Raw genomic sequence first — 24,512 nt, 5'->3', positions numbered from 1 at the left:
GCGACCCTCCCGAATGCGGGAGGGTCAAGCCTGCTCCGATGGCAGGTACCGCAAGAGGCAAGCCTTATGGTCATGCGCATTTCCTCCGTTCAGGCGTTCAACAACGGCGTCTCAGGCCTGGGGAACAACTACGCCAACGTGATCCGCACCCAGGAGCAGATCAGCAGTGGCAACCGCATCCTGACCCCGGCGGACGATCCGGTCGCCTCGGTGCGCCTGCTGCAGCTCGAGCAGCAGCAGTCGGTACTCAAGCAGTACAACGACAACCTGACAGCCGCGAAGAACAGCCTGTCTCAGGAGGAAACCACGCTCAACTCGGTCAATACCGTGCTGCAGCGGGTGCGCGAACTGGCCGTACAGGCCGGTGGCGGGGCTCTGTCTTCGGCTGACCGCAATTCCATCGCCAAGGAGCTGTCCGAGCGCGAGGCCGAGTTGCTCAACCTGATGAACAGCCGCAACGCCCGTGGCGAATACCTGTTCTCCGGCAACCTGGGTAAGACCGAGCCTTTCGTACGCAACCCGGATGGCACCTACTCCTATTTCGGCGACGAGGGCCAGCGCAGCCTGCAGGTGGCCAGTTCCACCAACGTGGCGATCAACGACAACGGCAAGCGCCTGTTCGAGGACGTGAGCAACGCCGATCGGGTGATCAACGCAGGCGGCGTCAATAATCCGGCTCTGCCGACCCCGCCCTTGCCCGCGACCACCATCGCTGCCGTGCCCGAGGATGAGCAGCGCGTGTTCATGTCGCCGGGGCTGGTGGAGGACGAGCGCGCCTTCAATGCCAACTTCCGCAGCGGCGAGCCCTATTCGCTGGCCTTCGTCAGCGGCAACGAGTTTCGCATCTACGATGCCAGCGGCGCCGACGTCACCTCGGAGATTCCTGGCGGCGGCAAGATCGATCCGCTGGTCAGTGGCGGTAACTCCATCAATTTTCGCGGTATGCGTTTCCAGCTCGATGTGGCCCTCAAGGAGGGCGACAACCCGCTGGATCTGGACAACCTGCTGGCCGATATCCAACCACCGGCCACCGCTGGCTCGCCTGGGCTCGGTACGCACAGCTTCACCTTGCAGTCGGCACCGACCGAGTTCGCCGTGACCCGCTCCTCCACCAATGCCTCGGCGGCCGTGGTGGCCGGCGGCACCATCGTCAACCAGAACACCTTCGACAGCCAGTTCCCCACCTCCGGCGTGGTGCTGCGCTTCACCGACGATACCAACTACGAGGTTTATGCTCAGCCCGTCGGCCCCAACAGCCCGGTGCTGACCACGGGCACGGCTGCGGGGCCGTATCCGTCGACCTTCAACGTCTATGGCGTGGACTTCACCCTGTCCGGGCCGGCCAGTGCTGCCGGCGGTGACGAGTTCGGCGTCAAACCGCAGTTCCAGGAACAGCGCGGCATCCTCAATACCATCTCGCGTCTGCGTCAGGCGCTGGAATCCTCGCCCACCTCGCCGGCCGGCAACCTGGCCGTGCGCAATGAGGTGGCCATCGCCCTGAAGAACCTCGACAACGGCATGGCCAACGTCGATGAAGTGCATACCGAGATCGGCGCGCGCCTCGGTCTGATCGAGACCACCAGCGTCGACAACGAGGACGTGGCTCTGGTGAACAAGTCCGTGCAGGCCGAGTTGCGCGAACTGGACTACGCTGAGGCCCTGTCGCGCCTGTCTTTCCAGAGCATCATCCTCGAGGCGGCGCAGCAGAGCTACGTGAAGATCGCCGGGCTGAATCTGTTCAATCAATTGCGTTGAACGCTCGTTGCATCGATTTGCTTGCTGCGGGTTGGCCGACTTCTTGCTGTACTGGGAAAAAGATCGTGCTTGTGCCAGCTATCCGGCGCAGGCATTTCCCGGTCTACGCTTGATAGTGTCAGAACCGACGACCTGTGAGGGCATATCTTGACTGACTCTCGACGCATCAAGGGACGACAGGTAGCCATCGATTACGATGCTACGCAGTCTTTCTTCGAGTCCCGCGGACAGCGCGAATACACCAATCTGCTCAGTGCAACCATGTATCAGGATCGCGAGCCTGATCTTGTGGCGGCGCGTGATCTGGCCGAGAAGGCCGCCGTGGCAGCCGTGCTGGGTCTAAGTGGCGTCAAAAGTGCGCTCGATATCGGCTGTGGCATCGGTCGCTGGGGCTGGTTTCTCGTCGAGCACTGTCCTCGGTTGCAGTATCTCGGGCTGGATTTCTCGTCCAGCCTGATTGGCAAGGCACGACAGGAGGCCGAGCAGCGTGGTATCGCAGGGCTCAGCTTTCAGGTCATGTCGGCAACCGATATTCGCGCTGACGAGCTTGCCGTACCGGGGCCTTTCGATCTTCTTCTCATATCCGGCCTGCTCATCTATCTGAACGATGAGGACTGCGTGAAAGTGCTCCGCGATGCTGCCTGCTTCTGCGCCCCAGGTGGTGCCATCTACCTGCGTGAGCCGGTTGGTGTCAGCGAGCGTTTCACCCTCGATCGCTATTACTCTGAAGAACTGGCAGATGAATACTCGGCCATCTATCGTACCGTCGACGAGCTGCAGGCCATGATGAATGCGGCCTTTGCCGGAAAGGCCATAAGGATCGAGCGAGAGGGGTTCCTGTTTCCCGATGGGTTGGAAAAACGGGTGGAAACCCGTCAGTATTTCTTCGTGCTGCGCTGTGAGGGAGAGCAGGGATGACGACAGCCTACTGTTTCGATCTGGATGGCACCCTGACTCGCCAGGAACTACTGCCTCTGATTGCCTCCTCTGTGGGGCTGGAAGATGAAATCAGTGTCTTGACGCAGGCCACCATCGACGGCCTGTTGCCCTTCGACAAATCCTTCAAGCTTCGCGTGCGCCTGCTGCGTGATGCCAGGCTGGACTGGATTCATTCGGCCCTCGACGAACAGGTGGAATTCGACCCGGCCATACTCGAGTTCATATCGCGACATCCACAGCAGGCATTCGTGGTCACCGGCAACCTCGATCTCTGGGTCAGGCCCGTGCTCGACAAGCTGGGGATCCAGAGCTTCACCTCGCGGGCGCGGCTGGGTCAGGACGGTCAGTTGGAAGGGGTCGAGCATATCCTTCATAAAGGCGATGCCGTCAGCAGTTTGCGCGGGCGCTTCGAGCGTATCGTTGCGGTCGGCGAGGGTATGAACGATGTACCGATGTTCGAGGCCGCCGACTGGCGCATTGCCTACGGCGGGGTGCATGCCCCCAACCAGGTGCTGGTCAAACTCAGCGATTTCGTTACCTACGACGGGAAAGCCCTATGTCGCCTGTTAAGCACGTTGTGATCAGTGCGGCCGGTATCGGCTCGCGTTTGGGGCTGAACAAGCCCAAGTGTCTGGTCGAGGTGGCTGGGCGTTCACTGCTGGACTGGCATCTGGAGCGTCTGCAGTGGGCCGAGACCGTCTGGCTGGTAGTGGGCTTTCATGAAGAGGAAGTGATCGAGCATGCCGTTTCCCTACGCCCGGATCTGATCATCGTGCGTAATCCCGACTATGCACGTACCAACACCTTGCAGAGTATCTATCGCGTGTCGCGTCATCTGGACGAGCGCTTTCTGGTTCTTGATGCGGATACCGTGGTCGAGCCGCGCAGTTTCACTGCCTTTCTTGAGGCCAGCGCTGATCATGAGCAATTGATCGGAGTGTCACCCTATATCACCAGCGATGGGGTGAGGGTGCTTCTCGACGATTCGGGGGCGCTGGTGCAGGGCTTTACCCGTGAGCCGCGTCCGGCAATGGAGTGGACGGGGATCGCCGTACTGCGCCCCGAGCTCGTGCGTAACGAGCCTATCTATGTCTACCAGGCGATTGAAACACATCTGCCTTTGCCTGCATTCGAGCTCAAGGCGTTCGATATCGACACCACGGCGGATCTCGATATGGCGCGCAATGTACTGGCCAGCCAATGGGGGCAGAATCGATAGCCAGCCCCATGCATGCGCCACGCAAAAGATGGCGCAAAGGCGAGCCACATAACAGGGATCGAGCGTGATCTTGGACGTAACGAGAAACACCCATTACAAGGTTGAACCCGTATGAGCGATAGCAGGGGTGAAGTCTCCCAGCGCTTTTGGCGCCAGGCCAGGAGTGGTCGGCTGGACAAGCCCGAGATCTACTCTCAGCAACATTTCGTGTTGAACACCTACATACTGCCGTTGCTGCCTCAAGGTGGACGGTTGCTTGATCTGGGCTGCGCCGATGGCGAAATTACCCAGGTGCTGGCCAAGGACTGCCGAGAGGCGCTGGGCGTGGATCTTTCGCCGCACCTGATCGAGCAGGCCTGTAAACGCCAGGTGCAGGGGCTGCGTTTTGCCCAGGGCGATATCACGGGGCTGGAGATCGATGGTCGTTACGAACGGGTGGCGAGCATGGGCTTGCTGGCCTGTCTGATCGAGCCTGCAGCTTTCACTCGCGCCGTGAATACGCTGGTGCAGGCCCTGCAGCCCGGTGGTTATCTGGTACTCGAGGACTGGCTGATGCTCGACGGCGCAGCCGAGCATTACCACTGCGACGCTGAGTACGAGACCCTCTACCGGCAGGAGGCGCCGTATCTGCAAGCCTTTACCCAGCAGGGGCTGCGTCTAGTGCAGCGCTTCGTGCTGGCCGAAGGGCAGCAGGGTCAGGGCCGGGTGCTTTACCTGCTGCATTGCCCGGCAAACAGCGAGGCCACTGCGCTGAGCGTGGGGAAGAAGCTCAGCGTGGCGATCTTCTATCAGCTACCGGCCTCCTGGGGCAATGTCAGTAGCGTCTGGGCGGCCCTGTGCAAGGACGAGTCGATTCACACCACGGTGGTGCTCCTGCCTTTCCTGCACGTCGACTACAGTTGGAACCGACAGGACTCGCAGCGGCATCTCGACGCCCTGGGCGTGCCTTACGTCTACTGGGATGAACTGGATCCGGACACGGCACACTTTGATGTCGCCTTGTTCACCTCGCCCTACGACGCCACCCGGCCGCTGCCTTACCAGTTTGCCGAGATACGCCGGCGTGTAGCCTTCACTGCCTATATCCCCTACGGGCTCGAAGTGGGCGGTGGCGAGGCCAATATGGCCATGCAGTTCGGTCAGCCGGCGGAAATGCATGCCTCCGCCGTTTATGTGCGTTCGCAAGGAGCCAAAGCCCTGTTCGGCAGCCATTGCCCCACGGGAGACAGCCATGTGGTGGTGTCCGGGCATCCGCGCATGGATGGCCTGGTGGACCTGGAAAGCTTCCCGGTGGATCCGCACCTGCTGGAGCAGATCGGCGAGCGCCGGGCGGTGCTGTGGAATGCGCACTTTTCCTTCGATGCCGACCTCTGGTCCACCTTCGACCGCCTGGGCATGGACATCGTCTCGGCATTCGCCGCGCGCAAGGATCTGGTGTTGCTGTTCCGGCCGCACCCGCTGCTGTGGCGCAAGCTGATCAACCTGGGGCTGCTGGACGCCGAGGGTGTGGTGGCCATGCGCCGTGAGCTGACGGCGCTTGGCGTGATCATCGACGAGCGCGCCGATCATCGGCATGCCTTCGCCGCCAGTTGCGCGATGATGAGCGATGTCGGCTCGTTCCTGATGGAGTATCTGGTGACCGGCAAGCCGGTCCTGTATCTGGAGAACCCCCATGGCCTCGGCCTCAACGCTGAGGGTGAAGCCGTGGTTCAGCATTATGATCGGGCCGCGGACATGGCCGGGGTCGAGCTGTTCCTCGATGGCTTGAGCCAGCGCCCAGCCGATGATGCCCAGCGACGCAAGGCGTTTATCGAGCATTTCTTCGCCGGCTTCGATGGTCATGCCGGAGAGCGTGTGGTCAATCACATCAAGTCGGCGTTGAGCCTATGAGTTCGATTCATCCACTGGCCGACGTGCAGTCGAGCGCCATAGGCGAGCACACCCGTATCTGGCAGTTCGTCGTCGTCCTGCCCGGTGCGCGCATCGGCAAGGACTGCAATGTCTGTTCGCACTGCTTCATCGAGAACGATGTGCTGATCGGTGATCGCGTCACCATCAAGAGCGGCGTGCAATTGTGGGACGGGCTGCGCGTGGCCGACGATGTCTTCATAGGCCCCAACGTCAGCTTCACCAACGATCGCTATCCGCGTTCGCGTGAATACCCGGAGCGTTTCGAGACTACCATTATCGAAGCGCGCGCCTCGATTGGCGCCGGTGCGGTGATCCTCCCTGGGCTGGTAATCGGGCAGGGCGCGATGGTCGGCGCGGGGGCGGTGGTCACGCGTGACGTGCCGCCTGGAACCCTGGTGTTGGGCAATCCGGCGCGGGTTGTGCGCAAGCTGGATGATGGGCTGGTGCAGGCATGATTCCCTTTCTCGATCTGCAGCGTTTGAACCAGCGCTTCGAGCCGGAATTCGTCGCGGCCTTGCAGCGGGTGCTGGCCAGCGGCTGGTTCATCCAGGGCGAGGAGCTGGCGGCGTTCGAGGAGGAGTTCGCGGCCTATTGCGGCGTAGCCCACTGCGTGGGGGTCGGCAACGGGCTCGATGCCTTGACCCTGATCCTGCGCGGCTACGTGGAGCTCGGCCGGTTGACGGCGGGTGACGAGGTCATACTGCCGGCCAACAGCTTTATCGCCACCGCGTTGGCGGTCTCCCAGGCCGGCCTGGTGCCGGTGCTGGTGGAACCGGACGAGGCCACCGCCAATCTCTCGCCGGCAGCGGTCGGTGCCGCGCTCACGACACGTACGCGGGCCCTGTTGCCAGTGCATCTGTATGGTCGTTTGGCCGATATGCGCGCACTGCGCGAGCTGGCCGACAACCATGGGCTGTTGCTGATCGAAGACGCGGCTCAGGCCCACGGTGCAGCATTGGATGAGCGGCGGGCCGGCAGTTTCGGCGAGGCAGCGGGTTTCAGTTTCTTTCCCGGCAAGAACCTCGGGGCGCTGGGCGACGGCGGGGCGGTGCTGACGGCGGATGCCGAACTGGCAGCCTGCGTGCGGCAGTTGCGCAGCTATGGCTCCAGCCGCAAGTACCTCCACGAGATGCAGGGCGTGAATTCCCGGCTCGATGAACTGCAGGCCGCTTTTCTGCGTATCAAGTTGCGTGCATTGAATGCTGACGTGGCCGAGCGAGATGCGCTGGCCAGACGTTACTGCGCGGCCATCGACAACCCACATATTCGCTTACCGGCCCTGCCTGGCAGTGGTGAGCGCCATGCCTGGCATCTTTTCGTCATTCGCAGCCGCCAGCGCGATGCCTTGCAAGCGCATCTGGCGCGCGCCGGGGTGCAGACGCTGATCCACTATCCCACACCTATCCACCGTCAGGCCGCGTACAACGAGTTCAGTGCGCTGAACCTGCCGGTGGCGCAAGGGCTCAGCGAGCAGGTGCTCAGCCTGCCGCTCTACCCGGGCCTGACGCCGGAGCAGGTCAACCGCGTTATCGATGCCTGCAATGATTTTGCCGCCATCGAACCCCATACATCTGCACGGGAGCACTGACGTGTCACTGCAGCATTGCAAGATCATCGATCTGCCGAAAATAGAAGACCCGCGTGGCAACCTCACCTTCATCGAGGGCGGCCGCCATATACCCTTCGAGATCAAGAGGGCCTATTACCTGTACGACGTACCGGGCGGCTCGCACCGTGGCGGCCATGCGCACAAGGACTTGCACCAGTTGCTGATCGCCATGTCCGGCAGTTTCGACATCACCCTCGACGATGGCCGCACCAAGTTCAAGTACCACCTCAACCGCTCCTACTATGGGCTCTACATCCCGCCGATGATCTGGCGCGAGATCGATAACTTCTCCAGTGGTTCGGTGTGCATGGTGCTGGCCTCGGAACACTATCTGGAGGATGACTACTACCGGGACTACGATGAGTTCCGCCAGGTCGTCACGGGGGGAGGTGACGCATGAGTGAGCGTCCTGAGGGGGCGATCGCGACGCCCGCCCTCGATCATTTGCGCGCCGGCCTGACGCGCTTGCGCGAATTCAAGGATGCCAGGCGCGCAACGCCGCTGGTGAGCGTCTGCATCGCGGCTTACAACCATGAGGCTTACATTGCCGAGGCGATCGACTCGGTACTGGCGCAGCGCTACCCGAACATCGAGATCCTGGTGGCCGACGATGCCTCCAAGGACGGCACGGCCGCCGTCATCGAGGAATTCGCGCTGCGCCATCCGGGTCGGATCCGCACCGTGCTGCTGGCAGAGAACGAAGGCCCCTCGCGAGCGGCCAATCGTCTGTTCGAGATGGCTCAGGGTGAATTCGTCGCCCTGCTCGGCTCCGATGACCGCATGCTGCCGGAGCGTATCGCCCGGCAGGTGGAGTACCTGCGCGGCGATCCCGAGTGCATTGCGCTGTTCAGCGAGATCGCGGTCATCGATGCCCAGGGCGCGAGAGTCGGCGGTGATACCGAGGCGTTCTTCAACCAGCCGATCACTCACCTGCGCCGTCAACTGCTGACCGGCAACTTTCTCAATGCGCCCTCGGCGATGGTGCGCAGGAGCGACTTGCTCGCGCTCGGTGGTTATGACCCGCTGCTGCGTTACGTGCAGGACTTCGAGCTGTGGGGACGCTTGCTGGCGCGGGGCAGCATCGCCCGGTTGCCGGAGTGCCTGACCGAATATCGCGTGCATGGCTCGAACCTGAGTATCTTCGATGATCGCGGGCCGAACTTCTCCGCTCGCAGCGAAACGCTCGAAACCATCGTCGGCTTCGCCCGCCAGTGGTCCCTGGAATCGCTGCTGCTGCGCCAGCCGGAGCATGATCAGGAACGTGCTGCGGCGCTGCTTGAGCTGGCGGGTGTGCTGCAACTGGTCGATCGCAAGTTCTTCGGCAAACCGGCCCTGGGCACTGCCCATGCCTATCAGCTCGTCCTGCAGGCCGGGCGTCTGTATCCCGAGCTGGCCAAGCTGGTGAAACAGCATATCGAACGCAGCCTGGAAAACGGCTTCGATGCACAGTGGCAGCCCTGCGCCTGGCAGCAGGGGCGCGCCTGGTTCGGCGAGCCGCGTCTGGCGCTGGGCGATGCCAGCGGCCTGCGCGGTGAGCTGAACACCTGGCTGGCGGAGCGAATTCCCACCCAGGCGCAGCGCACCCTGATCGATGATTACCTGCAGGCCCATGACGGCGGGCCGTTGATCGCGGTGGTGATCGTCGACCTGGTCGGCGATACCGAAGCGCTGGCGGCCACCATCAAGAGCCTGGGGGCCGAGGACAACTGGTATGCCTCGGTGCGCATCCTGGTGCTGTCCGTGGCCGCCGTTCCGGCCACGCAACGAGGCGGCAAGCTGCACATGCTGCAGGTGGACGCCGACAGTTATATCCATACGCTCAACGCCGAGCTGGGCGAGATGGATTTCGACTGGACGATGGTCGTCCAGGCCGGGGAGCTGTTCACCCCCACCGGGTTGCTGATCGCCGGCCTCGAGCTGGTTTCGGCGAGCGCCTGCACGGCCGTGTACGGCGATGAGCTGCAGCGTCTGCCCTCGGGCGATCTTGGCGCGGCGTTTCGACCGGCGTTCAACCTTGATCTGCTGTTGAGCTTTCCCGTGGGCATGGCGCGGCACTGGCTGTTCCGTCGTGACGTCCTGCTGCAGCTCGGCGGCTTCGCTGAACAGGATGCCGGCGCCATGGAACTCGGCCTGATCCTGCGCCTGATCGAAAACCAGGGCTGGGGCGGTATCGGCCATGTCGATGAGCCGCTGCTGATTACCCAGGCCCCGGTGCTCAAGGACTGCCCCGACGAGCAGGCCATCATCCATGGCCATCTGCAGCGTCGCGGCTATGCGGCAGCGCGGCTGGTGCCGCATCTGCCGGGACGCTACCGGATCCACTATGGCCACCAGGATGCGCCGCTGGTTTCCATCATCATCCCGACCAAGGATCAGCTCCCCATCCTGCAGCGCTGCGTCGAAAGCCTGCTGGAGAAGACGGCCTACGGCAACTACGAGCTGCTGATCGTCGACAACAACAGCGAAACGCCCGAAGCCCTGGCCTGGTTCGAGGGGGTCGAGGCGCTGGGCGACAGCAAGGTGCGCATCCTGCGCTATCCGCACCCGTTCAACTATTCGGCGATCAACAATATGGCGGCGCGCCAGGCGCGCGGCGACTACTTGGTGCTGCTCAACAACGACACTGCGATCATCAGCGAACATTGGCTGGACGAGTTGCTCAATCACGCTCTGCGCCCCGAAGTCGGTATCGTCGGCGCCAAGCTGCTCTACCCGGATGGCAGGATTCAGCATGCCGGCGTGTTGCTGGGCCTGCGTGGCCCGGCCGAGCACCCCTTCATCGGTGACCCGATGGACGCGCCGGGCTATATGCAGCGCCTGCAGGTCGACCAGAACTACAGCGCGGTCACGGCCGCCTGCCTGATGATCCGCAAATCGATCTATGCAGAGGTCGGCGGGCTGGAGGAGCAGCAGTTCAAGGTGTCCTACAACGACGTCGACCTGTGCCTCAAGGTGCGCGAGGCCGGCCACCTGATCGTCTGGACACCGCATGCCGTGCTGATGCACGAGGGCAGCGTGAGCCAGAAGCGTATCGATCCCAAGGCCGCCGAGGCCAAGTACAAGCGCTTCGTCGGCGAACAGGATGCGATGTATGAAAAATGGCTGCCGGCGTTGGCCAACGACCCGGCCTACAACCGCAATCTCTCGCTCAACGGCAAGGGGTTCGAGCTGGAGGCCGACAGCAACCTGACCTGGCGCCCGCTGACCTGGCGCCCGCTGCCGGTGGTGCTGGCGCACCCGGCCGATCCCTGGGGCTGCGGCAACTACCGGGTAATCAGGCCGTTGCGCGCCATGCAGCGCGACGCTCTGGTCGATGGCATGCTCTCCGAGGGGCTGCTACAGGTGGTCGAGCTGGAGCGCTACAACCCTGACGTGATCGTGCTGCAGCGGCAGATCGGCGACGAACGCCTGGAGGCGATGCGCCGCATCAAGCAGTTCTCCTCGGCCTTCACCGTTTACGAGCTGGACGACTATCTGCCCAACCTGCCTATCAAGAGCGTGCACCGCGAGCACATGCCCCGGGACATCCTCAAGTCCCTGCGCCGTGGGCTGGGCTTCGTCGATCGCTTCGTGGTTTCCACCGCGCCGCTGGCCGAAGCCTTCTCCGGGCTGCATGACGATATTCGCGTGGTGGAGAACCGCTTGCCGCTCGAATGGTGGCAGGGCCTGGAGGCCAAGCGCAGGCGTGGACGCAAACCACGGGTCGGTTGGGCCGGCGGGGTCAGCCATACTGGAGATCTGGAGTTGATCGCGGATGTGGTCAAGGAGCTGGCAGGGGAGGTGGAGTGGGTCTTCTTCGGCATGTGCCCAGCCGCCATCCGTCCCTATGTGCATGAAGTGCATGCCGGGGTCGAGATCGATTCGTATCCGGCTGCATTGGCGCGTCTGGATCTGGATCTGGCGGTAGCGCCGGTCGAGCAGAACCTGTTCAACGAATGCAAGAGCAATCTGCGTCTGCTCGAATATGGCGCTTGTGGCTTCCCCGTGGTGTGCAGCGATCTGGAATGCTACAAGGGTGACCTGCCTGTGACCCGGGTGAAGAACCGTTTCCGCGACTGGGTCGAAGCCATCCGCATGTATATCAACGACCTCGATGCGGCAGCCGTGGCGGGGGATCGCTTGCGCGCGGCGGTTTACCGCGACTGGATGCTCGAGGGCGCAGGCCTGCAGCGCTGGCACGACGCCTGGATGCCGGACTGAGTGAGCGATGATCACCGTCGGGCCAGGCCAATGGCTCGACGGTTTTCAGTCAAAATTCCATGCAGGTCAGGATTTTTTGGCTAAGTGATTGACCGGCAAGAATAAAAAAAAGCTGAAAAAAGTCCCTAAAGCTCCCCAGGGAGGCGCCGATAAAGAGATCGAATGCGAACTATCTGGGCGTCTGAGCAAGCAGGCCCGAGCTCGCAGGCTCAGACAATCGGTACTCAAGGTCATCTGGAGGCAATACCATGGCCCTTACAGTCAACACCAACGTTGCGTCCCTCAACACTCAGCGTAACCTTAACGCCTCGGCTAAAGGCCTGGACACTTCCCTCCAGCGCCTGTCCACCGGTGCCCGTATCAACAGCGCCAAGGACGATGCCGCCGGTCTGCAGATCGCCAACCGTCTGACCAGCCAGATCAATGGCCTGGGCGTTGCGACCCGTAACGCCAACGACGGTATCTCTCTGGCGCAGACCGCTGAAGGTGCCCTGCAACAGTCCACCGGCATTCTGCAGCGTATGCGTGACCTGGCACTGCAATCGGCCAACGGCTCCAACGGAGCCACCGAGCGTGCCGCCCTGCAGTCCGAAGTTTCCCAACTGCAACAGGAGCTGAACCGTATCTCCGAAACCACCAGCTTCGGTGGTCGCAAGATCCTCGACGGCAGCTTCGGTTCGCAGAGCTTCCAGGTCGGTGCCAACGCCTACGAGACCATCAGCGTCTCCATCGGCTCTGCTGCCACCGATCGTATCGGTATCAACCGCGTTACCACTTCCGGCGGTGCAGCCGGTGCCATCACCAGTGGTGCCAGTGGCGCTACCGAGTTTGGCAGCACTGCCTACTCGGATGCGTCCTTCGAGATCTCCTCGAAGTTCACCACCAATGCTGCCAGCGGCAAGGTGACCATCACCGGTCCGGCCAGTGGTGCAGCCGCCAGCGAGATTGCCCGTGCCGTCAATGCCAAGAGCGACGAAACCGGCGTGACCGCCAATGCCCGTACCGTGGCCGAACTGGGCGCCATCTCCGCCAGCGGCACCATCTCCTTCGAGCTCTACGGTGCCAACAGCAACACCAAGTCGACCGACAAGACCGTCATCTCCGCGGTCGTGACCGACACCAAGAACCTGGGTGCACTGGCTGACGCCATCAACAAGGAAACCGGCAAGACGGGTATCTCGGCTGTCTCCAAAGGTGACAAGATCGAACTGGTCAGCTCCCGCGGCGATGCCATCGCCATCAAGAACTACCAGGGCGGCAGCGGTGCCACCGCTACCCTGCAGGCGAAGAACTTCGAGGGCGACGAGAACGTCGGTACTGCGGCTACCATCAACGGTGGTGCAGGTGCCCGTGCCGATGGTCAGGTTCAGCTGGAAGCCGCCGATGCCTTCGAGGTCACTGGCATGACCGCTGGTCTGGGTGCAGACAAGTTCAGTACCCTGGATTCGGTCAAGGATGTGGACATCAGCACGGCGGGAGGTGCACAGACCGCTCTGGGTATCATCAACGGCGCGATTTCCAACATCGACAGCCAGCGTGCCCAGCTCGGTGCGGTGCAGAACCGCTTCGAGAACACCATCTCGAACCTGCAGAACATCTCGGAAAACTCCTCGGCTGCTCGTGGTCGGATTCGTGACACCGACTTCGCTGCCGAAACTTCGGAGCTGACCAAGAACCAGATCCTGCAGCAGGCCGGTACTGCTATCCTGGCCCAGGCCAACCAGTTGCCGCAGGCTGTGCTCAGTCTGCTGGGCTAAGGTCGAAGGCGCTAAACTACGGGGGGAAGGGCCTGCAGGCTCTTCTCCCCGTTACCTCATTGTGAGGATTAATTTATGGACGTCGGTTCGGTCAAACCTCCAGTAAACCCTGTCATTGCACGTGATGCTGGCTCTTCGGCTGCGATGGACTCGCGCCGGCAGCCCGTCGGCAGCAGTGCAGGCATCGTTGCTCCCGTTACCCAGGGCGTGAATGACAAGGCCCAGGCTGAAGCACGTATCGTCGAGCCCACTCAGGAAGTGAGCCGCGAAGAGGTCGAGGATGCGGTGGCTACCATCCAGGAGTTCGTGCAGTCGGTGCGACGCAGCATCAATTTCGCGGTCGACGATGGCTCCGGTCGTGTAGTGGTCAAGGTGACCGATGCCGGATCGGGTGACGTGATCCGACAGATACCATCGGAAGAGGCGCTCAAGCTGGCAGAGAATCTGTCGGAAGTGCGCAGCTTGCTGTTCAAGGCTGAGGCATAAGCAGTAAACCTTGGCATGGGTTTTGACTATTACTCGTCCACAGGACGAGTGAAGTCGAATTATTGACGAGGTAACGCGACATGGCGGGTATTCCAGGAATCGGCTCAGGCATCGACATAAAGAGCATCGTCGAGGTATTGGTCAATGCCGAGAAAGCACCCAAGACCAACCAGCTCGATCGCCTCGAGAAACAGACCACCACGCGCATTTCGGCCATCGGCACGTTGACCGGGGCGCTGAATACCTTCAAGAGCGCCATCGATCCCTTGAACAAGGCCTCCTTGTTCGAGTCACGCACGGCCAGCACCTCCAACAGCAGTGTGGTCAAGGCCACGGCGACTTCTACCGCCCCTGCTGGCAGCTACAACCTGCAGGTGCAGCAGTTGGCGAGCAGCAGCAAGGTGGCCCTGCAGGCCGTATCCGGTGGGACGAAGGCGACCTTCGGTGGCGGTAAGCTGGAAATTTCTGCCGGTTCGAGCAACATCAGCGTCGATGTTACGGCGGCCAACAACACCCTGGCCGGCATACGCGACTCGATCAACGAGGCCGGCAAGAGCAGCGGCATCAGTGCCTCCATCATCACCGATGATTCCGGTTCGCGCCTGGTGCTGAGCTCCACCAAGACCGGGCAGGGCAACGACGTCAAGGTAACGGTACCCACGCCGCCTGCCGGAGCAGCCAGTGGTGACAATGCGCTGTCTACCCTGGCGTTCACCGCGACAGCGGATCCCGATAACCCAGGTGCCTTTCTAAAGCCCAACTCCAGCACTGGGGCTGGCGGGGTCATCACCCAAGCCAAGTCCGCCAAGCTGACCATTGATGGCCTGCAACTGGAGCGTTCCAGCAACACCATCGAAGATGCTCTGGAAGGGGTCACCCTCGATCTGCTCGCCGCGCAGAGCAGTAGCGATCTGACCGATGGCAAGACCATCAGCCTCACCGTGGGGGTCGACAAGGGCAGCGTGAAGAGCAGCCTGCAGAAGTTCGTCAGCGCCTACAACGCGCTGATTTCCACTACCTCCCAACTGACTGCCTATGTACCGGTCGATGGCTCCGCGCCGGTTACCGGCCCGCTGTTCGGTGATACCTCGGTGCGTAGCCTGCTGTCTGGGCTGCGTAACGAACTGGTGAGCTCACCTAATAAGGATGGCGGCATTCAGGCCCTGGCCGAGCTGGGCATCACCACAGCCAAGGACGGCAAGCTGTCACTGGATGACAGTAAACTGACGGACGCGCTGGAGAACAACTTCGATCAGGTGGGTGCTTACCTCACCGGCGACAACGGGCTGATGGGGCGTCTGTCGAGCTTTACCGGCACCTATGTTGCCACCGATGGTGTACTCAAGCAGCGCAACGATGCGTTGCAGGTCACCAAACAGGATGTCGACAAGCAGCGCAAGGCGCTGGACAGGCGTGTCGAAAGCCTGCAAACCCGCCTCTACGCGCAGTACAACGCCATGGACTCGCTGGTGGGGCGCCTCAAACAAACCAGTGACAGTCTCGGCGGCATGCTGGCCAGCCTGCCAGGCTTCGTCAAGAAGGAATAAGCCATGAGCAAGAACCCCATCGATGCCTACAAGCAGGTCAAGACCAGCCAGGAGGTATCGCCTTATCGCACCGTGCAGCTTTTGCTCGAAGGCGCCTTGCAGCGGGTGATGCTGGCCAGGCAGGCGCAGGCCGAAGGCGATACGGAAATCCGCGGCTTGGCCGTGGGCAGCACCATCACTATTCTGGGCGTGCTCCAGGCGTCGCTGGACAAGGAGCTGGGCGGCGAGATCGCCGAGAACCTCGATGCCCTGTACGACTACATGACTCGCCGTCTGGCTGGTGTGGCGCTGGATGAAACTCCGCGCACCCTCGATGAGGTCGAGTCCCTGCTGGGCCGGATCAAGGGCGCCTGGGATGCCATAGGCCCGGAAGTGGAGCCGGCAGCGGCCAGCTGATTTTCGCTAAAGCTTTTACTGTCTGGGCCGATAGCTGAAGTATCAGCCCACAGGTAGAGCGAGAGCGATTATGAATGCCATGGCGGCCCTCAGACAGTACCAGACCGTCAACACCCAGGCTCAGGCCATCGAGGCCAGCCCCCATCGTCTGATCCAGATGCTGATGGAAGGTGGCTTGGCCCGTATCGCCCAGGCGCGTGGTGCCATGGAGCGCGAGCAGACGGCGCTCAAGGGTGAGTTGATCGGCAAGAGCATTGCCATCATCGCCGGGCTGCGTGAGAGTCTGGATCACCAGCAGGGTGGCGAAGTGGCCAGCAATCTCGATAATCTCTACGAATACATGATCAACCGCCTGACTGAAGCGAACGTCAGCAACGAGCCGGCTATCCTCGAAGAGGTGTCCGGCTTGCTGCGTAACGTCAAGGCTGGCTGGGATGCCATCGCTCAATAAGCCTGGTATCGGAGGAGAAAGGCAATGAATTCATCCGTCCAGCGTTTGCAAGCGACAGGTGTGGCGCTACGCGATGCCTTGGCCAATCAGGACTGGAGCGCCATCGGCGAGCTTGATCTGCAATGCCGCATGGCGGTGGATGCCGCCATGGTCGAGGGTCTGCAGGATGAGGAGCAGCTACGCTCGAACCTGCAACAACTGCTCGATCTGTACCGCGAGCTGGTGAGCGTATGCCAGGCCGAGCAGCAGCGTCTGGCCGGCGAGCTGCTGCAGCTCAACCAGGCGCATCAGGGCGCCAAGGTCTATCAACTGTTCGGTTGAGTCGCGGTCGTTTAGCTTTGCCGCTTGCGCGCCTGGTCGCGACAATAAGCGGCAAATGCCGTCTTTTCCCATGCAATTTTCCTTCTTGATGCAAACGGCTGTATTTACGCACCACTGGCCATGGTAAATATTCACGCCATAAAATTGACTGCATCCGCTATATTGACTTTACTACTGGCTAATTGCCGGTTTTCGCTGAGTCTTTGGCGTACCATTTCCTTCACTCCTCGGGCCAGACGTAGACAAGATGTGGCGTGAAACCAAGATCCTGCTGATTGACGACAATGCCGCGCGCCGCCATGAGCTGGCGATCATTCTGAATTTTCTAGGGGAAGAGCACCTCAGTTGCAGTAGCCTGAACTGGAAGGAGGCAGTGGCTGCCCTTGATTCCAGTCGTGAAGTGCTCAGTGTGCTGCTCGGCGAGGTTGAAAGCCGTGGTGGCGCCCTCGAGTTGACCAAGCAGATTTCCGCCTGGGACGAATTCCTGCCGTTACTGACGCTCAACGAAACGGCGACCGGCGACTGGCCCGAGGATCTGCGTCGGCGCGTGCTGGCCTCCCTGGAAATGCCGCTGAGCTACAACAAACTGCTCGACTCGCTGCACCGTGCGCAGATCTACCGGGAGATGTACGACCAGGCGCGTGATCGTGGCCGCCAGCGCGAGCCCAATCTGTTCCGCAGTCTGGTTGGCACCAGCCGGGCGATTCAACAGGTGCGGCAGATGATGCAGCAAGTGGCCGATACCGAGGCCAGCGTGCTGATCCTGGGCGAGTCGGGCACTGGTAAGGAAGTGGTCGCGCGCAACCTGCATTACCATTCCAAGCGCCGCGAAGCGCCGTTCGTGCCCGTCAACTGCGGCGCCATTCCGGCCGAGTTGCTGGAGAGCGAGCTATTCGGCCACGAGAAGGGCGCCTTCACCGGGGCCATCACCAGCCGCGCCGGGCGTTTCGAGCTGGCCAACGGCGGCACCCTGTTTCTCGACGAGATTGGTGACATGCCGCTGCCGATGCAGGTCAAATTGCTGCGCGTGCTGCAAGAGCGCACGTTCGAGCGGGTCGGTAGCAACAAGACGCAGACCGCCGACGTGCGCATCATCGCTGCCACCCACAAGAATCTCGAACGCATGATCGAGGACGGCAGCTTCCGTGAGGATCTGTACTACCGCCTCAACGTCTTCCCCATCGAGATGGCGCCATTGCGTGAGCGCATCGAAGACATCCCGCTGTTGATGAACGAGCTGATCTCGCGCATGGAACACGAGAAGCGTGGCTCCATCCGCTTCAACTCGGCCGCCATCATGTCGCTGTGCCGCCATGACTGGGCGGGTAATGTGCGTGAGCTGGCCAACCTGGTCGAGCGCATGGCGATCATGCATCCCTATGGGGTGATCGGCGTGGGTGAGTTGCCGAAGAAGTTTCGCCACGTCGACGATGAAGACGAGCAACTGGCCGAAACCCTGCGCGATGAGATTGAAGAGCGCGCCGCCATCGTCGCCGGCCTCCCGGGGCTCGACACGCCAGCGATGCTGCCGCCCGAGGGGCTGGATCTCAAGGACTACCTGGGCAACCTCGAGCAAGGGCTGATCCAGCAGGCACTGGATGATGCCGGTGGTGTGGTGGCGCGTGCCGCCGAGCGTCTGCGCATTCGCCGTACCACTCTGGTGGAGAAGATGCGCAAGTACGGCATGAGCCGCCGTGACGACGAGGGTAACGGCGACGACTGAGTCGTCATGGAACTGCCGTAATGGCTCGCCGCTATCGCGGAAAGCAAGCCGGAGCTTTGACGCAGCTCCGGCTTTATTTTTTAACTGATTGAAAAATAATAAGAAAAAAGTGGGCACGCGGATTGCTTTAGCACTCCCAACCTGACCGTCCTCTGACGGTGCGTTGTGCGAGAGATGAAGATGAATACAAGCGTCCGCCCCGCCGAGCCAGCCGAGCCGGTGCCTTCGGCTCCGCTGGAGCAAGCCAGTCGTGCCGGGCTGGAACAGGCTTTTGCCCTGTTCAACCAGATGTCCAGCCAGCTTAGCGAGTCCTACAGCCTGCTCGAAGCGCGGGTCAGCGAGCTCAAGGGGCAACTGGCCCTGGTCAGCGCTCAGCGCATGCAGGAACTGGCCGAGAAAGAGCGCCTGGCCAATCGTCTGCAGAGCCTGCTGGATCTCCTGCCGGGCGGGGTCATCGTCATCGATGGCCAGGGCGTGGTGCGTGAGGCCAACCCTGTGGCGCGTTCACTGCTCGGTCAGCCGCTGGTGGGCATGCTCTGGCGCCAGGTGATCGCACGCAATTTCGCCCCGCGCGAGGACGATGGCCATGAAATTTCGCTGAAGGACGGTCGCCGGCTGTCCATTGCCACCCGTTCGTTGAATGCCGAGCCGGGGCAACTGATCCTGCTCACCGACCTGACGGAAACCCGTCGCCTGCAGGATCAACTGGCGCGCCACGAGCGCCTGTCTGCGCTCGGGCGCATGGTCGCCTCGCTGGCTCATCAGATTCGCACACCGCTGTCCGCCGCCTTGCTCTATGCCAGCCATCTCAACGAGCAGGTGCTGCCAGCCGAGCAGCAGCAACGTTTCGCTGGGCGCCTCAAGGAGCGCCTGCACGAACTGGAAAACCAGGTGCGTGACATGCTGATCTTCGCGCGTGGCGAATTGCCGCTGCCGGATCGATTGGCGCCGCCGGCGCTGTTCGCCTCGCTGCGCGCCGCTGCCGAGCCGCATCTGGCTGGGATGGCGGTGCGTTGGCAGTGCGACACCCAATCGGGCGAACTGCTGTGCAACCGCGACACCCTGGTCGGCACCGTGCTCAACCTGATCGACAATGCCATCCAGGCCAGTGGCCGTGATGCGCGTCTGAAGATCCACCTCTATCGCCGTGGCAGCCAGTTGCGCCTGTGCGTCAGTGACAATGGCCCGGGGATGGATGCTGCCACCCTGGCGCGCCTGGGCGAACCTTTCTTTACCACCAAGACCACCGGTACCGGCCTCGGCCTGGCGGTGGTCAAAGCCGTGGCCAAGGCCCATCAGGGCCAGTTGCTGCTGCAGTCGCGTGCTGGTCGTGGTACCTGCGCCATCATTTCGCTGCCGCTGCTGGGCACGGCAACCCACCTGAATCAGGAGTGACCCCATGACGACCAAAGTTCTGTTGGTGGAAGATGACCGCGCTCTGCGCGAAGCCCTGGCCGATACCTTGATGCTGGGCGGTCATGATTACCGCGCCGTCGACTGCGCCGAGGCCGCGCTGGTCGCCCTGGGGGAGGAGTCCTTTGGTCTGGTGGTCAGCGACGTCAACATGCCGGGCATGGATGGTCACCAGTTGCTGGTGCAGATCCGCCAGCGCCACCCGCAGTTGCCGGTGCTGCTGATGACCGCCTATGGCGCCGTTGAGCGTGCGGTGGATGCGATCCGCCAGGGGGCGGCCGATTATCTGGTCAAACCCTTCGAGCCGCGCGCGCTGCTGGAGCTGGTGGCGCGGCATGCCCTGGGGCAGATGTGCGCCGGTGATCGCGACGGCCCGGTAGCGCTGGAACCGGCCAGCGTGCAACTGCTGGAGCTGGCCACGCGAGTGGCGCAGAGTGATTCGACGGTGATGATCACCGGCGAGTCCGGTACCGGCAAGGAAGTGCTGGCGCGCTACATTCATCAGCAGTCGCCACGTGCCGCTGGCCCGTTCATCGCCATCAATTGCGCGGCGATCCCTGACAACATGCTCGAGGCCACCCTGTTCGGCCATGAGAAGGGCGCCTTCACCGGCGCGGTGACCGCCCAGCCTGGCAAGTTCGAGCTGGCCGATGGCGGCACCATCCTGCTCGACGAGATTTCCGAAATGCCCCTGGGGCTGCAGGCCAAGCTGCTGCGCGTCTTGCAGGAGCGCGAGGTGGAGCGGGTAGGGGCGCGCAAGCCGGTCACCCTGGACATTCGCGTGCTGGCCACCAGCAACCGTGATCTGGCCAGTGAGGTGGCCGCCGGGCGTTTCCGCGAGGATCTCTACTATCGCCTGTCAGTGTTCCCCTTGGCCTGGCGCCCGCTGCGCGAGCGACCCGCCGATATTCTGCCGCTCGCCGAACGTCTGCTCGGCAAGCACGTCAAGAAAATGAATCATGCCCCGGTGCGTTTCTCCCCGGCGGCGGCTCAGGCCCTGGTCGAGCACCAGTGGCCGGGCAACGTGCGAGAGCTGGATAACGCCATCCAGCGAGCGCTGATCCTGCAGCAGGGCGGTCTCATCCAACCGCAGGATCTGTGCCTGAGCGCGCCTATCGGTCACAGCGTTCAGGCCGCCGCGCCGCGCCTGGCCGTGGTGCCCAGCGTCATGCCGCCAACCGTGCCGACGAGCGACGCATTGCCGACGGTGGATGCCGGCCTGGGGGAGGATCTGCGTCGCCGCGAGTTCCAGGTCATCATCGACACGCTGCGGGCCGAACGCGGTCGGCGCAAGGAAGCCGCCGAGCGCCTGGGCATCAGCCCGCGCACCCTGCGTTACAAGCTTGCGCAGATGCGTGATGCCGGCATGGATGTCGAGGCCTATCTCTACGCCAGTTGATCCAGCCCTGGTAAAGCCGCGTTCGCCATCGCCTGGCTCTTCGTGTAGGAGCCAATTCATTCGCGATTCTGGCGGACGCGGTGCTGTCCCTTTCGCGGATAAATCCCTACCGACCGTGCATGCCTGTCACCCGCGGCTTGCTCTTGCTTGAAGCTTGAGGCTTGCAGCTTGTAGCTGCTCTCTTGGCACCCTTGTTGCAAATACCCTCGCAAAGCACCGCAAGTGTCAAAAAGCGGGCAGTGGAGGAAGTCATGAGTCAGGGTGTCGAATTCAATCGCTTGATGCTGGAAATGCGTGCCATGCAGGCCGAGGCCATGGCCCGGCAGAAGCCGGCTGCCAGCGAACCCGTACCAGGTGCACCGAGTTTCTCGGAGATGCTGGGGCAGGCGGTGAACAAGGTCAGCGAGACCCAGCAGGCGTCCAACAAGCTGGCCACCGCCTTCGAGATGGGCCAGAGCGGTGTCGACCTGACCGATGTGATGATCGCCTCGCAGAAAGCCAGCGTATCCTTCCAGGCCATGACCCAGGTGCGTAACAAGCTGGTTCAGGCTTACCAAGACATCATGCAGATGCCGGTCTGAGGATTGATTCATGGCTGAAGCAGCAGTAGCGAACGTCCCGGCCAAGGCCGATGCGACAGAACCCAAGAAGCCGTTGTTCGGACTGAGCTTCCTGGAAAATCTCGCCGAAATGTCGGTGTTGCGTCAGCTCGGCCTGCTGGTCGGTTTGGCCGCCAGCGTGGCGATCGGTTTTGCCGTGGTGCTGTGGTCGCAGCAGCCCGATTACCGCCCCCTTTACGGCAACCTCAATGGCATGGACACCAGTCAGGTGCTCGATGTGCTGAGCAATGCCGGTATCGACTACACCGTGGAACCCAATTCCGGCGCGCTGCTGGTCAAGTCCGATGATCTGGCCAACGCTCGCATGCGCCTGGCCGCGGCCGGCGTGGCGCCGACCGACAACAGTGTCGGCTTCGAGATCCTTGACCGCGAGCAGGGCCTGGGCACCAGCCAGTTCATGGAGGCCACGCGCTACCGTCGCGGCCTGGAAGGTGAGCTGGCACGTACCATCTCCAGCCTCAACAACGTCAAGGGCGCGCGCGTGCACCTGGCCATGCCCAAGGCGTCGGTGTTCGTACGTGACGAGCGCAAGCCCAGCGCCTCGGTGCTGGTCGAGCTGTATCCGGGGCGGGCGCTGGAGCCGAGCCAGGTCATGGCCATCGTCAACCTGATCGCCACCAGCGTGCCGGAGCTGGACAAGAGCCAGGTCACCGTCGTCGACCAGAAGGGTAACCTGCTGTCCGATCAGCAGGAGCTTTCCGAGCTGACCATGGCCGGCAAGCAGTTCGACTACACCCGGCGCATGGAGAGTCTGTTCACCCAGCGCGTGCACAACATCCTGCAGCCGGTGCTCGGCAATGGCCGCTACAAGGCCGAAGTCTCCGCCGATGTCGACTTCAGCGCGGTGGAATCCACCTCCGAGATGTTCAACCCGGATCAGCCGGCGCTGCGTAGCGAGCAGCAGGTCAACGAACAGCGTCAGAGCAGCCTGCCGCCGCAAGGAGTGCCGGGGGCGCTGTCCAATCAGCCGCCTGGCCCGGCCGCCGCACCGCAGCAAGCCGCTGGCGCCGCCGCACCAGCCGGCCCGGTCGCTGCCGGTCAGCCGCTGGTGGATGCCAATGGTCAACAGATCATGGATCCGGCCACCGGCCAGCCGATGCTGGCGCCGTATCCGGCGGACAAGCGCGAGCAGTCGACGCGCAATTTCGAGTTGGATCGCTCCATCAGCTACACCAAGCAGCAGCAGGGGCGCCTGCGTCGCCTGTCGGTGGCCGTGGTGGTGGATGACCAGGTGCGTGTCGACCCGGCCACCGGGGAAACCACGCGAGTGCCCTGGAGTGCCGACGATCTGGCGCGCTTCACCCGCCTGGTACAGGACTCGGTCGGTTTCGACGCCAGCCGTGGCGACAGCGTCAGCGTGATCAACACGCCATTCAGCGCTGCCCAGGGCGAGGAGATTCCGGACATTCCGTTCTACACCCAGCCCTGGTTCTGGGACATCGGCAAGCAACTGATCGGTGTCCTGTTGATTGTGGCGTTGGTGTTCGGTGTGTTGCGTCCGGTGCTCAACAACATCACCGGCGCCGGCAAGGGCAAGGGGCAAGGCGAGGGCGGCGATGTCGAGCTGGGCCGCATGGCGGGTCTGGATGGCGAACTGGCCGATGATCGAGTGAGCCTGGGTGGGCCGCAAAGCATCATGTTGCCGAGCCCCACCGAGGGGTATGATGCACAACTGAATGCCATCAAGAGCCTGGTCGCCGAAGATCCGGGCCGTGTGGCTCTGGTGGTGAAAGAGTGGATCAACGCCGATGAGTGACAACCGTACCGCTACCAAGCTGACCAAGGTCGACAAGGCCGCCATTCTTCTGCTGTCGCTGGGCGAGACCGATGCCGCGCAGGTGTTGCGCCACCTCGGGCCCAAGGAAGTGCAGCGCGTGGGCCTGGCCATGGCCGGCATGCGCAACGTGCATCGCGAACAGGTCGAGCAGGTGATGGCCGAGTTCGTCGACATCGTCGGCGACCAGACCAGCCTGGGCGTGGGCTCCGACGGTTACATTCGCAAGATGCTCACCGCCGCGCTGGGTGAGGACAAGGCCGGCAACCTGATCGACCGCATCCTGCTCGGTGGCAGCACCAGTGGCCTGGACAGCCTCAAGTGGATGGAACCACGCGCCGTGGCCGACGTGATTCGCTACGAGCACCCGCAGATCCAGGCCATCGTGGTCGCCTACCTCGACCCCGACCAGGCGGGCGAGGTGCTCAGCCATTTCGACCACAAGGTGCGCCTGGACATCATCCTGCGCGTGTCCTCGCTCAACACCGTGCAGCCCTCGGCGCTCAAGGAACTCAACCAGATCCTCGAGAAGCAGTTCTCCGGCAGTGCCAATACCTCGCGTGCCACCATGGGTGGGGTCAAGCGCGCGGCGGACATCATGAACTTCCTCGACAGCTCGGTCGAAGGCCAGTTGATGGACTCGATCCGCGAGGTGGATGAAGACCTGTCGACACAGATCGAAGACCTGATGTTCGTCTTCGACAACCTGGCCGACGTCGACGACCGCGGTATCCAGGCGCTCATGCGCGAGGTGTCCTCCGACGTGCTGGTGCTGGCGCTCAAGGGCGCCGACGATGCGATCAAGGACAAGGTGTTCAAGAACATGTCCAAGCGTGCCGCCGAGCTGCTGCGCGACGACCTGGAGGCCAAGGGCCCGGTGCGCGTCAGCGACGTGGAAACCGCGCAGAAGGAAATCCTCACCATCGCCCGTCGCATGGCCGAAGCCGGAGAAATCGTGCTTGGCGGCAAGGGCGGCGAAGAGATGGTCTAAA

At 62.5% G+C, this 24,512-nt stretch carries 21 protein-coding genes; all 21 read left to right on the top strand.

Annotated features, from left to right (window positions below; all coding sequences use genetic code 11):
• Positions 1 to 66: 66 nt before the first annotated feature.
• The 21 genes from OU800_RS15865 to fliG all read left to right on the top strand — a co-directional run bounded on the left by OU800_RS15865 (position 67) and on the right by fliG (position 24,511).
• Complete coding sequence (locus OU800_RS15865; protein ID WP_268178284.1) at positions 67 to 1,755, top strand: flagellar hook-associated protein 3; 1,689 nt, start codon at positions 67 to 69, stop codon at positions 1,753 to 1,755.
• Between the two features lie 147 nt (positions 1,756 to 1,902).
• Complete coding sequence (locus OU800_RS15860; RefSeq protein ID WP_268178283.1) at positions 1,903 to 2,673, top strand: class I SAM-dependent methyltransferase; 771 nt, start codon at positions 1,903 to 1,905, stop codon at positions 2,671 to 2,673.
• Positions 2,670 to 3,275: an HAD family phosphatase gene (locus OU800_RS15855; RefSeq protein ID WP_268178282.1), complete on the top strand. Its 606-nt coding sequence runs from the start codon at positions 2,670 to 2,672 to the stop codon at positions 3,273 to 3,275. Before OU800_RS15860 ends, OU800_RS15855 begins: the two co-directional genes overlap by 4 nt.
• Positions 3,251 to 3,913 (top strand): phosphocholine cytidylyltransferase family protein, encoded by a 663-nt coding sequence (locus OU800_RS15850; protein ID WP_268178281.1) that lies wholly within the window; start codon positions 3,251 to 3,253, stop codon positions 3,911 to 3,913. The genes OU800_RS15855 and OU800_RS15850 overlap by 25 nt, the downstream gene beginning before the upstream one ends.
• A gap of 111 nt (positions 3,914 to 4,024) precedes the next feature.
• The gene (locus OU800_RS15845) at positions 4,025 to 5,803 is read left to right on the top strand and encodes a methyltransferase domain-containing protein (protein WP_268178280.1); all 1,779 of its coding nucleotides are present in this window, start codon (positions 4,025 to 4,027) and stop codon (positions 5,801 to 5,803) included.
• Positions 5,800 to 6,279 carry an acyltransferase gene (locus OU800_RS15840; RefSeq protein ID WP_268178279.1) on the top strand — a complete coding sequence of 160 codons (480 nt, stop codon included), beginning with the start codon at positions 5,800 to 5,802 and terminating at the stop codon, positions 6,277 to 6,279. The genes OU800_RS15845 and OU800_RS15840 overlap by 4 nt, the downstream gene beginning before the upstream one ends.
• Complete coding sequence (locus tag OU800_RS15835; protein WP_268178278.1) at positions 6,276 to 7,412, top strand: DegT/DnrJ/EryC1/StrS family aminotransferase; 1,137 nt, start codon at positions 6,276 to 6,278, stop codon at positions 7,410 to 7,412. The genes OU800_RS15840 and OU800_RS15835 overlap by 4 nt, the downstream gene beginning before the upstream one ends.
• Before the next feature lies 1 nt (position 7,413).
• Positions 7,414 to 7,833 (top strand): sugar 3,4-ketoisomerase, encoded by a 420-nt coding sequence (locus tag OU800_RS15830; protein WP_268178277.1) that lies wholly within the window; start codon positions 7,414 to 7,416, stop codon positions 7,831 to 7,833.
• Positions 7,830 to 11,633: a glycosyltransferase gene (locus OU800_RS15825; RefSeq protein WP_268178276.1), complete on the top strand. Its 3,804-nt coding sequence runs from the start codon at positions 7,830 to 7,832 to the stop codon at positions 11,631 to 11,633. Before OU800_RS15830 ends, OU800_RS15825 begins: the two co-directional genes overlap by 4 nt.
• Positions 11,634 to 11,881: 248 nt before the next feature.
• Complete coding sequence (locus OU800_RS15820) at positions 11,882 to 13,390, top strand: flagellin (RefSeq protein ID WP_268178275.1); 1,509 nt, start codon at positions 11,882 to 11,884, stop codon at positions 13,388 to 13,390.
• Between the two features lie 75 nt (positions 13,391 to 13,465).
• Positions 13,466 to 13,876 carry a flagellar protein FlaG gene (locus OU800_RS15815; protein WP_268178274.1) on the top strand — a complete coding sequence of 137 codons (411 nt, stop codon included), beginning with the start codon at positions 13,466 to 13,468 and terminating at the stop codon, positions 13,874 to 13,876.
• Between the two features lie 80 nt (positions 13,877 to 13,956).
• Positions 13,957 to 15,423, top strand: a complete 1,467-nt coding sequence (fliD, locus tag OU800_RS15810; RefSeq protein ID WP_268178273.1) for a flagellar filament capping protein FliD — start codon at positions 13,957 to 13,959, stop codon at positions 15,421 to 15,423.
• Between the two features lie 3 nt (positions 15,424 to 15,426).
• Positions 15,427 to 15,819 (top strand): flagellar export chaperone FliS, encoded by a 393-nt coding sequence (fliS, locus tag OU800_RS15805; RefSeq protein ID WP_268178271.1) that lies wholly within the window; start codon positions 15,427 to 15,429, stop codon positions 15,817 to 15,819.
• Between the two features lie 70 nt (positions 15,820 to 15,889).
• Positions 15,890 to 16,270, top strand: a complete 381-nt coding sequence (gene fliS / locus OU800_RS15800; protein WP_268178270.1) for a flagellar export chaperone FliS — start codon at positions 15,890 to 15,892, stop codon at positions 16,268 to 16,270.
• Between the two features lie 24 nt (positions 16,271 to 16,294).
• The gene (locus tag OU800_RS15795) at positions 16,295 to 16,591 is read left to right on the top strand and encodes a flagellar protein FliT (protein WP_268178269.1); all 297 of its coding nucleotides are present in this window, start codon (positions 16,295 to 16,297) and stop codon (positions 16,589 to 16,591) included.
• A 247-nt stretch (positions 16,592 to 16,838) separates the two neighbouring features.
• A complete protein-coding gene (locus OU800_RS15790; protein WP_268178268.1) occupies positions 16,839 to 18,314 on the top strand; it encodes a sigma-54 dependent transcriptional regulator in 1,476 nt (491 codons plus the stop codon).
• 180 nt (positions 18,315 to 18,494) lie between these two features.
• On the top strand, positions 18,495 to 19,709 hold the full coding sequence (locus OU800_RS15785; protein WP_268178267.1) for a sensor histidine kinase: 1,215 nt from the start codon (positions 18,495 to 18,497) through the stop codon (positions 19,707 to 19,709).
• Positions 19,710 to 19,713: 4 nt separating this feature from the next.
• A complete protein-coding gene (gene fleR, locus OU800_RS15780) occupies positions 19,714 to 21,126 on the top strand; it encodes a sigma-54-dependent response regulator transcription factor FleR (RefSeq protein ID WP_268178266.1) in 1,413 nt (470 codons plus the stop codon).
• A gap of 251 nt (positions 21,127 to 21,377) precedes the next feature.
• Positions 21,378 to 21,707, top strand: a complete 330-nt coding sequence (gene fliE, locus OU800_RS15775) for a flagellar hook-basal body complex protein FliE (RefSeq protein ID WP_268178264.1) — start codon at positions 21,378 to 21,380, stop codon at positions 21,705 to 21,707.
• Between the two features lie 10 nt (positions 21,708 to 21,717).
• Entirely contained in the window at positions 21,718 to 23,502 is a 1,785-nt protein-coding gene (fliF, locus tag OU800_RS15770) for a flagellar basal-body MS-ring/collar protein FliF (RefSeq protein ID WP_268178262.1), read from the top strand.
• Positions 23,495 to 24,511, top strand: coding sequence for a flagellar motor switch protein FliG (gene fliG, locus OU800_RS15765; protein ID WP_268178260.1), 1,017 nt, complete (start codon positions 23,495 to 23,497; stop codon positions 24,509 to 24,511). The genes fliF and fliG overlap by 8 nt, the downstream gene beginning before the upstream one ends.
• Position 24,512 lies beyond the last annotated feature (1 nt).

It is taken from the genome of Pseudomonas sp. GOM7 (assembly GCF_026723825.1).
GTDB lineage: Bacteria > Pseudomonadota > Gammaproteobacteria > Pseudomonadales > Pseudomonadaceae > Aquipseudomonas.
This window is presented reverse-complemented; position numbering and strand designations above follow the sequence as displayed.

What these genes read in the sequence shown, in the direction of transcription:
- OU800_RS15865 (WP_268178284.1), top strand. Translation starts at nt 67, where the DNA reads ATGGTCATGCGCATTTCCTCCGTTCAGGCGTTCAACAACGGCGTCTCA.
- OU800_RS15855 (WP_268178282.1), top strand. Translation starts at nt 2,670, where the DNA reads ATGACGACAGCCTACTGTTTCGATCTGGATGGCACCCTGACTCGCCAG.
- OU800_RS15850 (WP_268178281.1), top strand. Translation starts at nt 3,251, where the DNA reads ATGTCGCCTGTTAAGCACGTTGTGATCAGTGCGGCCGGTATCGGCTCG.
- OU800_RS15845 (WP_268178280.1), top strand. Translation starts at nt 4,025, where the DNA reads ATGAGCGATAGCAGGGGTGAAGTCTCCCAGCGCTTTTGGCGCCAGGCC.
- OU800_RS15840 (WP_268178279.1), top strand. Translation starts at nt 5,800, where the DNA reads ATGAGTTCGATTCATCCACTGGCCGACGTGCAGTCGAGCGCCATAGGC.
- OU800_RS15835 (WP_268178278.1), top strand. Translation starts at nt 6,276, where the DNA reads ATGATTCCCTTTCTCGATCTGCAGCGTTTGAACCAGCGCTTCGAGCCG.
- OU800_RS15825 (WP_268178276.1), top strand. Translation starts at nt 7,830, where the DNA reads ATGAGTGAGCGTCCTGAGGGGGCGATCGCGACGCCCGCCCTCGATCAT.
- OU800_RS15820 (WP_268178275.1), top strand. Translation starts at nt 11,882, where the DNA reads ATGGCCCTTACAGTCAACACCAACGTTGCGTCCCTCAACACTCAGCGT.
- OU800_RS15815 (WP_268178274.1), top strand. Translation starts at nt 13,466, where the DNA reads ATGGACGTCGGTTCGGTCAAACCTCCAGTAAACCCTGTCATTGCACGT.
- fliD (WP_268178273.1), top strand. Translation starts at nt 13,957, where the DNA reads ATGGCGGGTATTCCAGGAATCGGCTCAGGCATCGACATAAAGAGCATC.
- fliS (WP_268178271.1), top strand. Translation starts at nt 15,427, where the DNA reads ATGAGCAAGAACCCCATCGATGCCTACAAGCAGGTCAAGACCAGCCAG.
- fliS (WP_268178270.1), top strand. Translation starts at nt 15,890, where the DNA reads ATGAATGCCATGGCGGCCCTCAGACAGTACCAGACCGTCAACACCCAG.
- OU800_RS15795 (WP_268178269.1), top strand. Translation starts at nt 16,295, where the DNA reads ATGAATTCATCCGTCCAGCGTTTGCAAGCGACAGGTGTGGCGCTACGC.
- OU800_RS15790 (WP_268178268.1), top strand. Translation starts at nt 16,839, where the DNA reads ATGTGGCGTGAAACCAAGATCCTGCTGATTGACGACAATGCCGCGCGC.
- OU800_RS15785 (WP_268178267.1), top strand. Translation starts at nt 18,495, where the DNA reads ATGAATACAAGCGTCCGCCCCGCCGAGCCAGCCGAGCCGGTGCCTTCG.
- fleR (WP_268178266.1), top strand. Translation starts at nt 19,714, where the DNA reads ATGACGACCAAAGTTCTGTTGGTGGAAGATGACCGCGCTCTGCGCGAA.
- fliE (WP_268178264.1), top strand. Translation starts at nt 21,378, where the DNA reads ATGAGTCAGGGTGTCGAATTCAATCGCTTGATGCTGGAAATGCGTGCC.
- fliF (WP_268178262.1), top strand. Translation starts at nt 21,718, where the DNA reads ATGGCTGAAGCAGCAGTAGCGAACGTCCCGGCCAAGGCCGATGCGACA.
- fliG (WP_268178260.1), top strand. Translation starts at nt 23,495, where the DNA reads ATGAGTGACAACCGTACCGCTACCAAGCTGACCAAGGTCGACAAGGCC.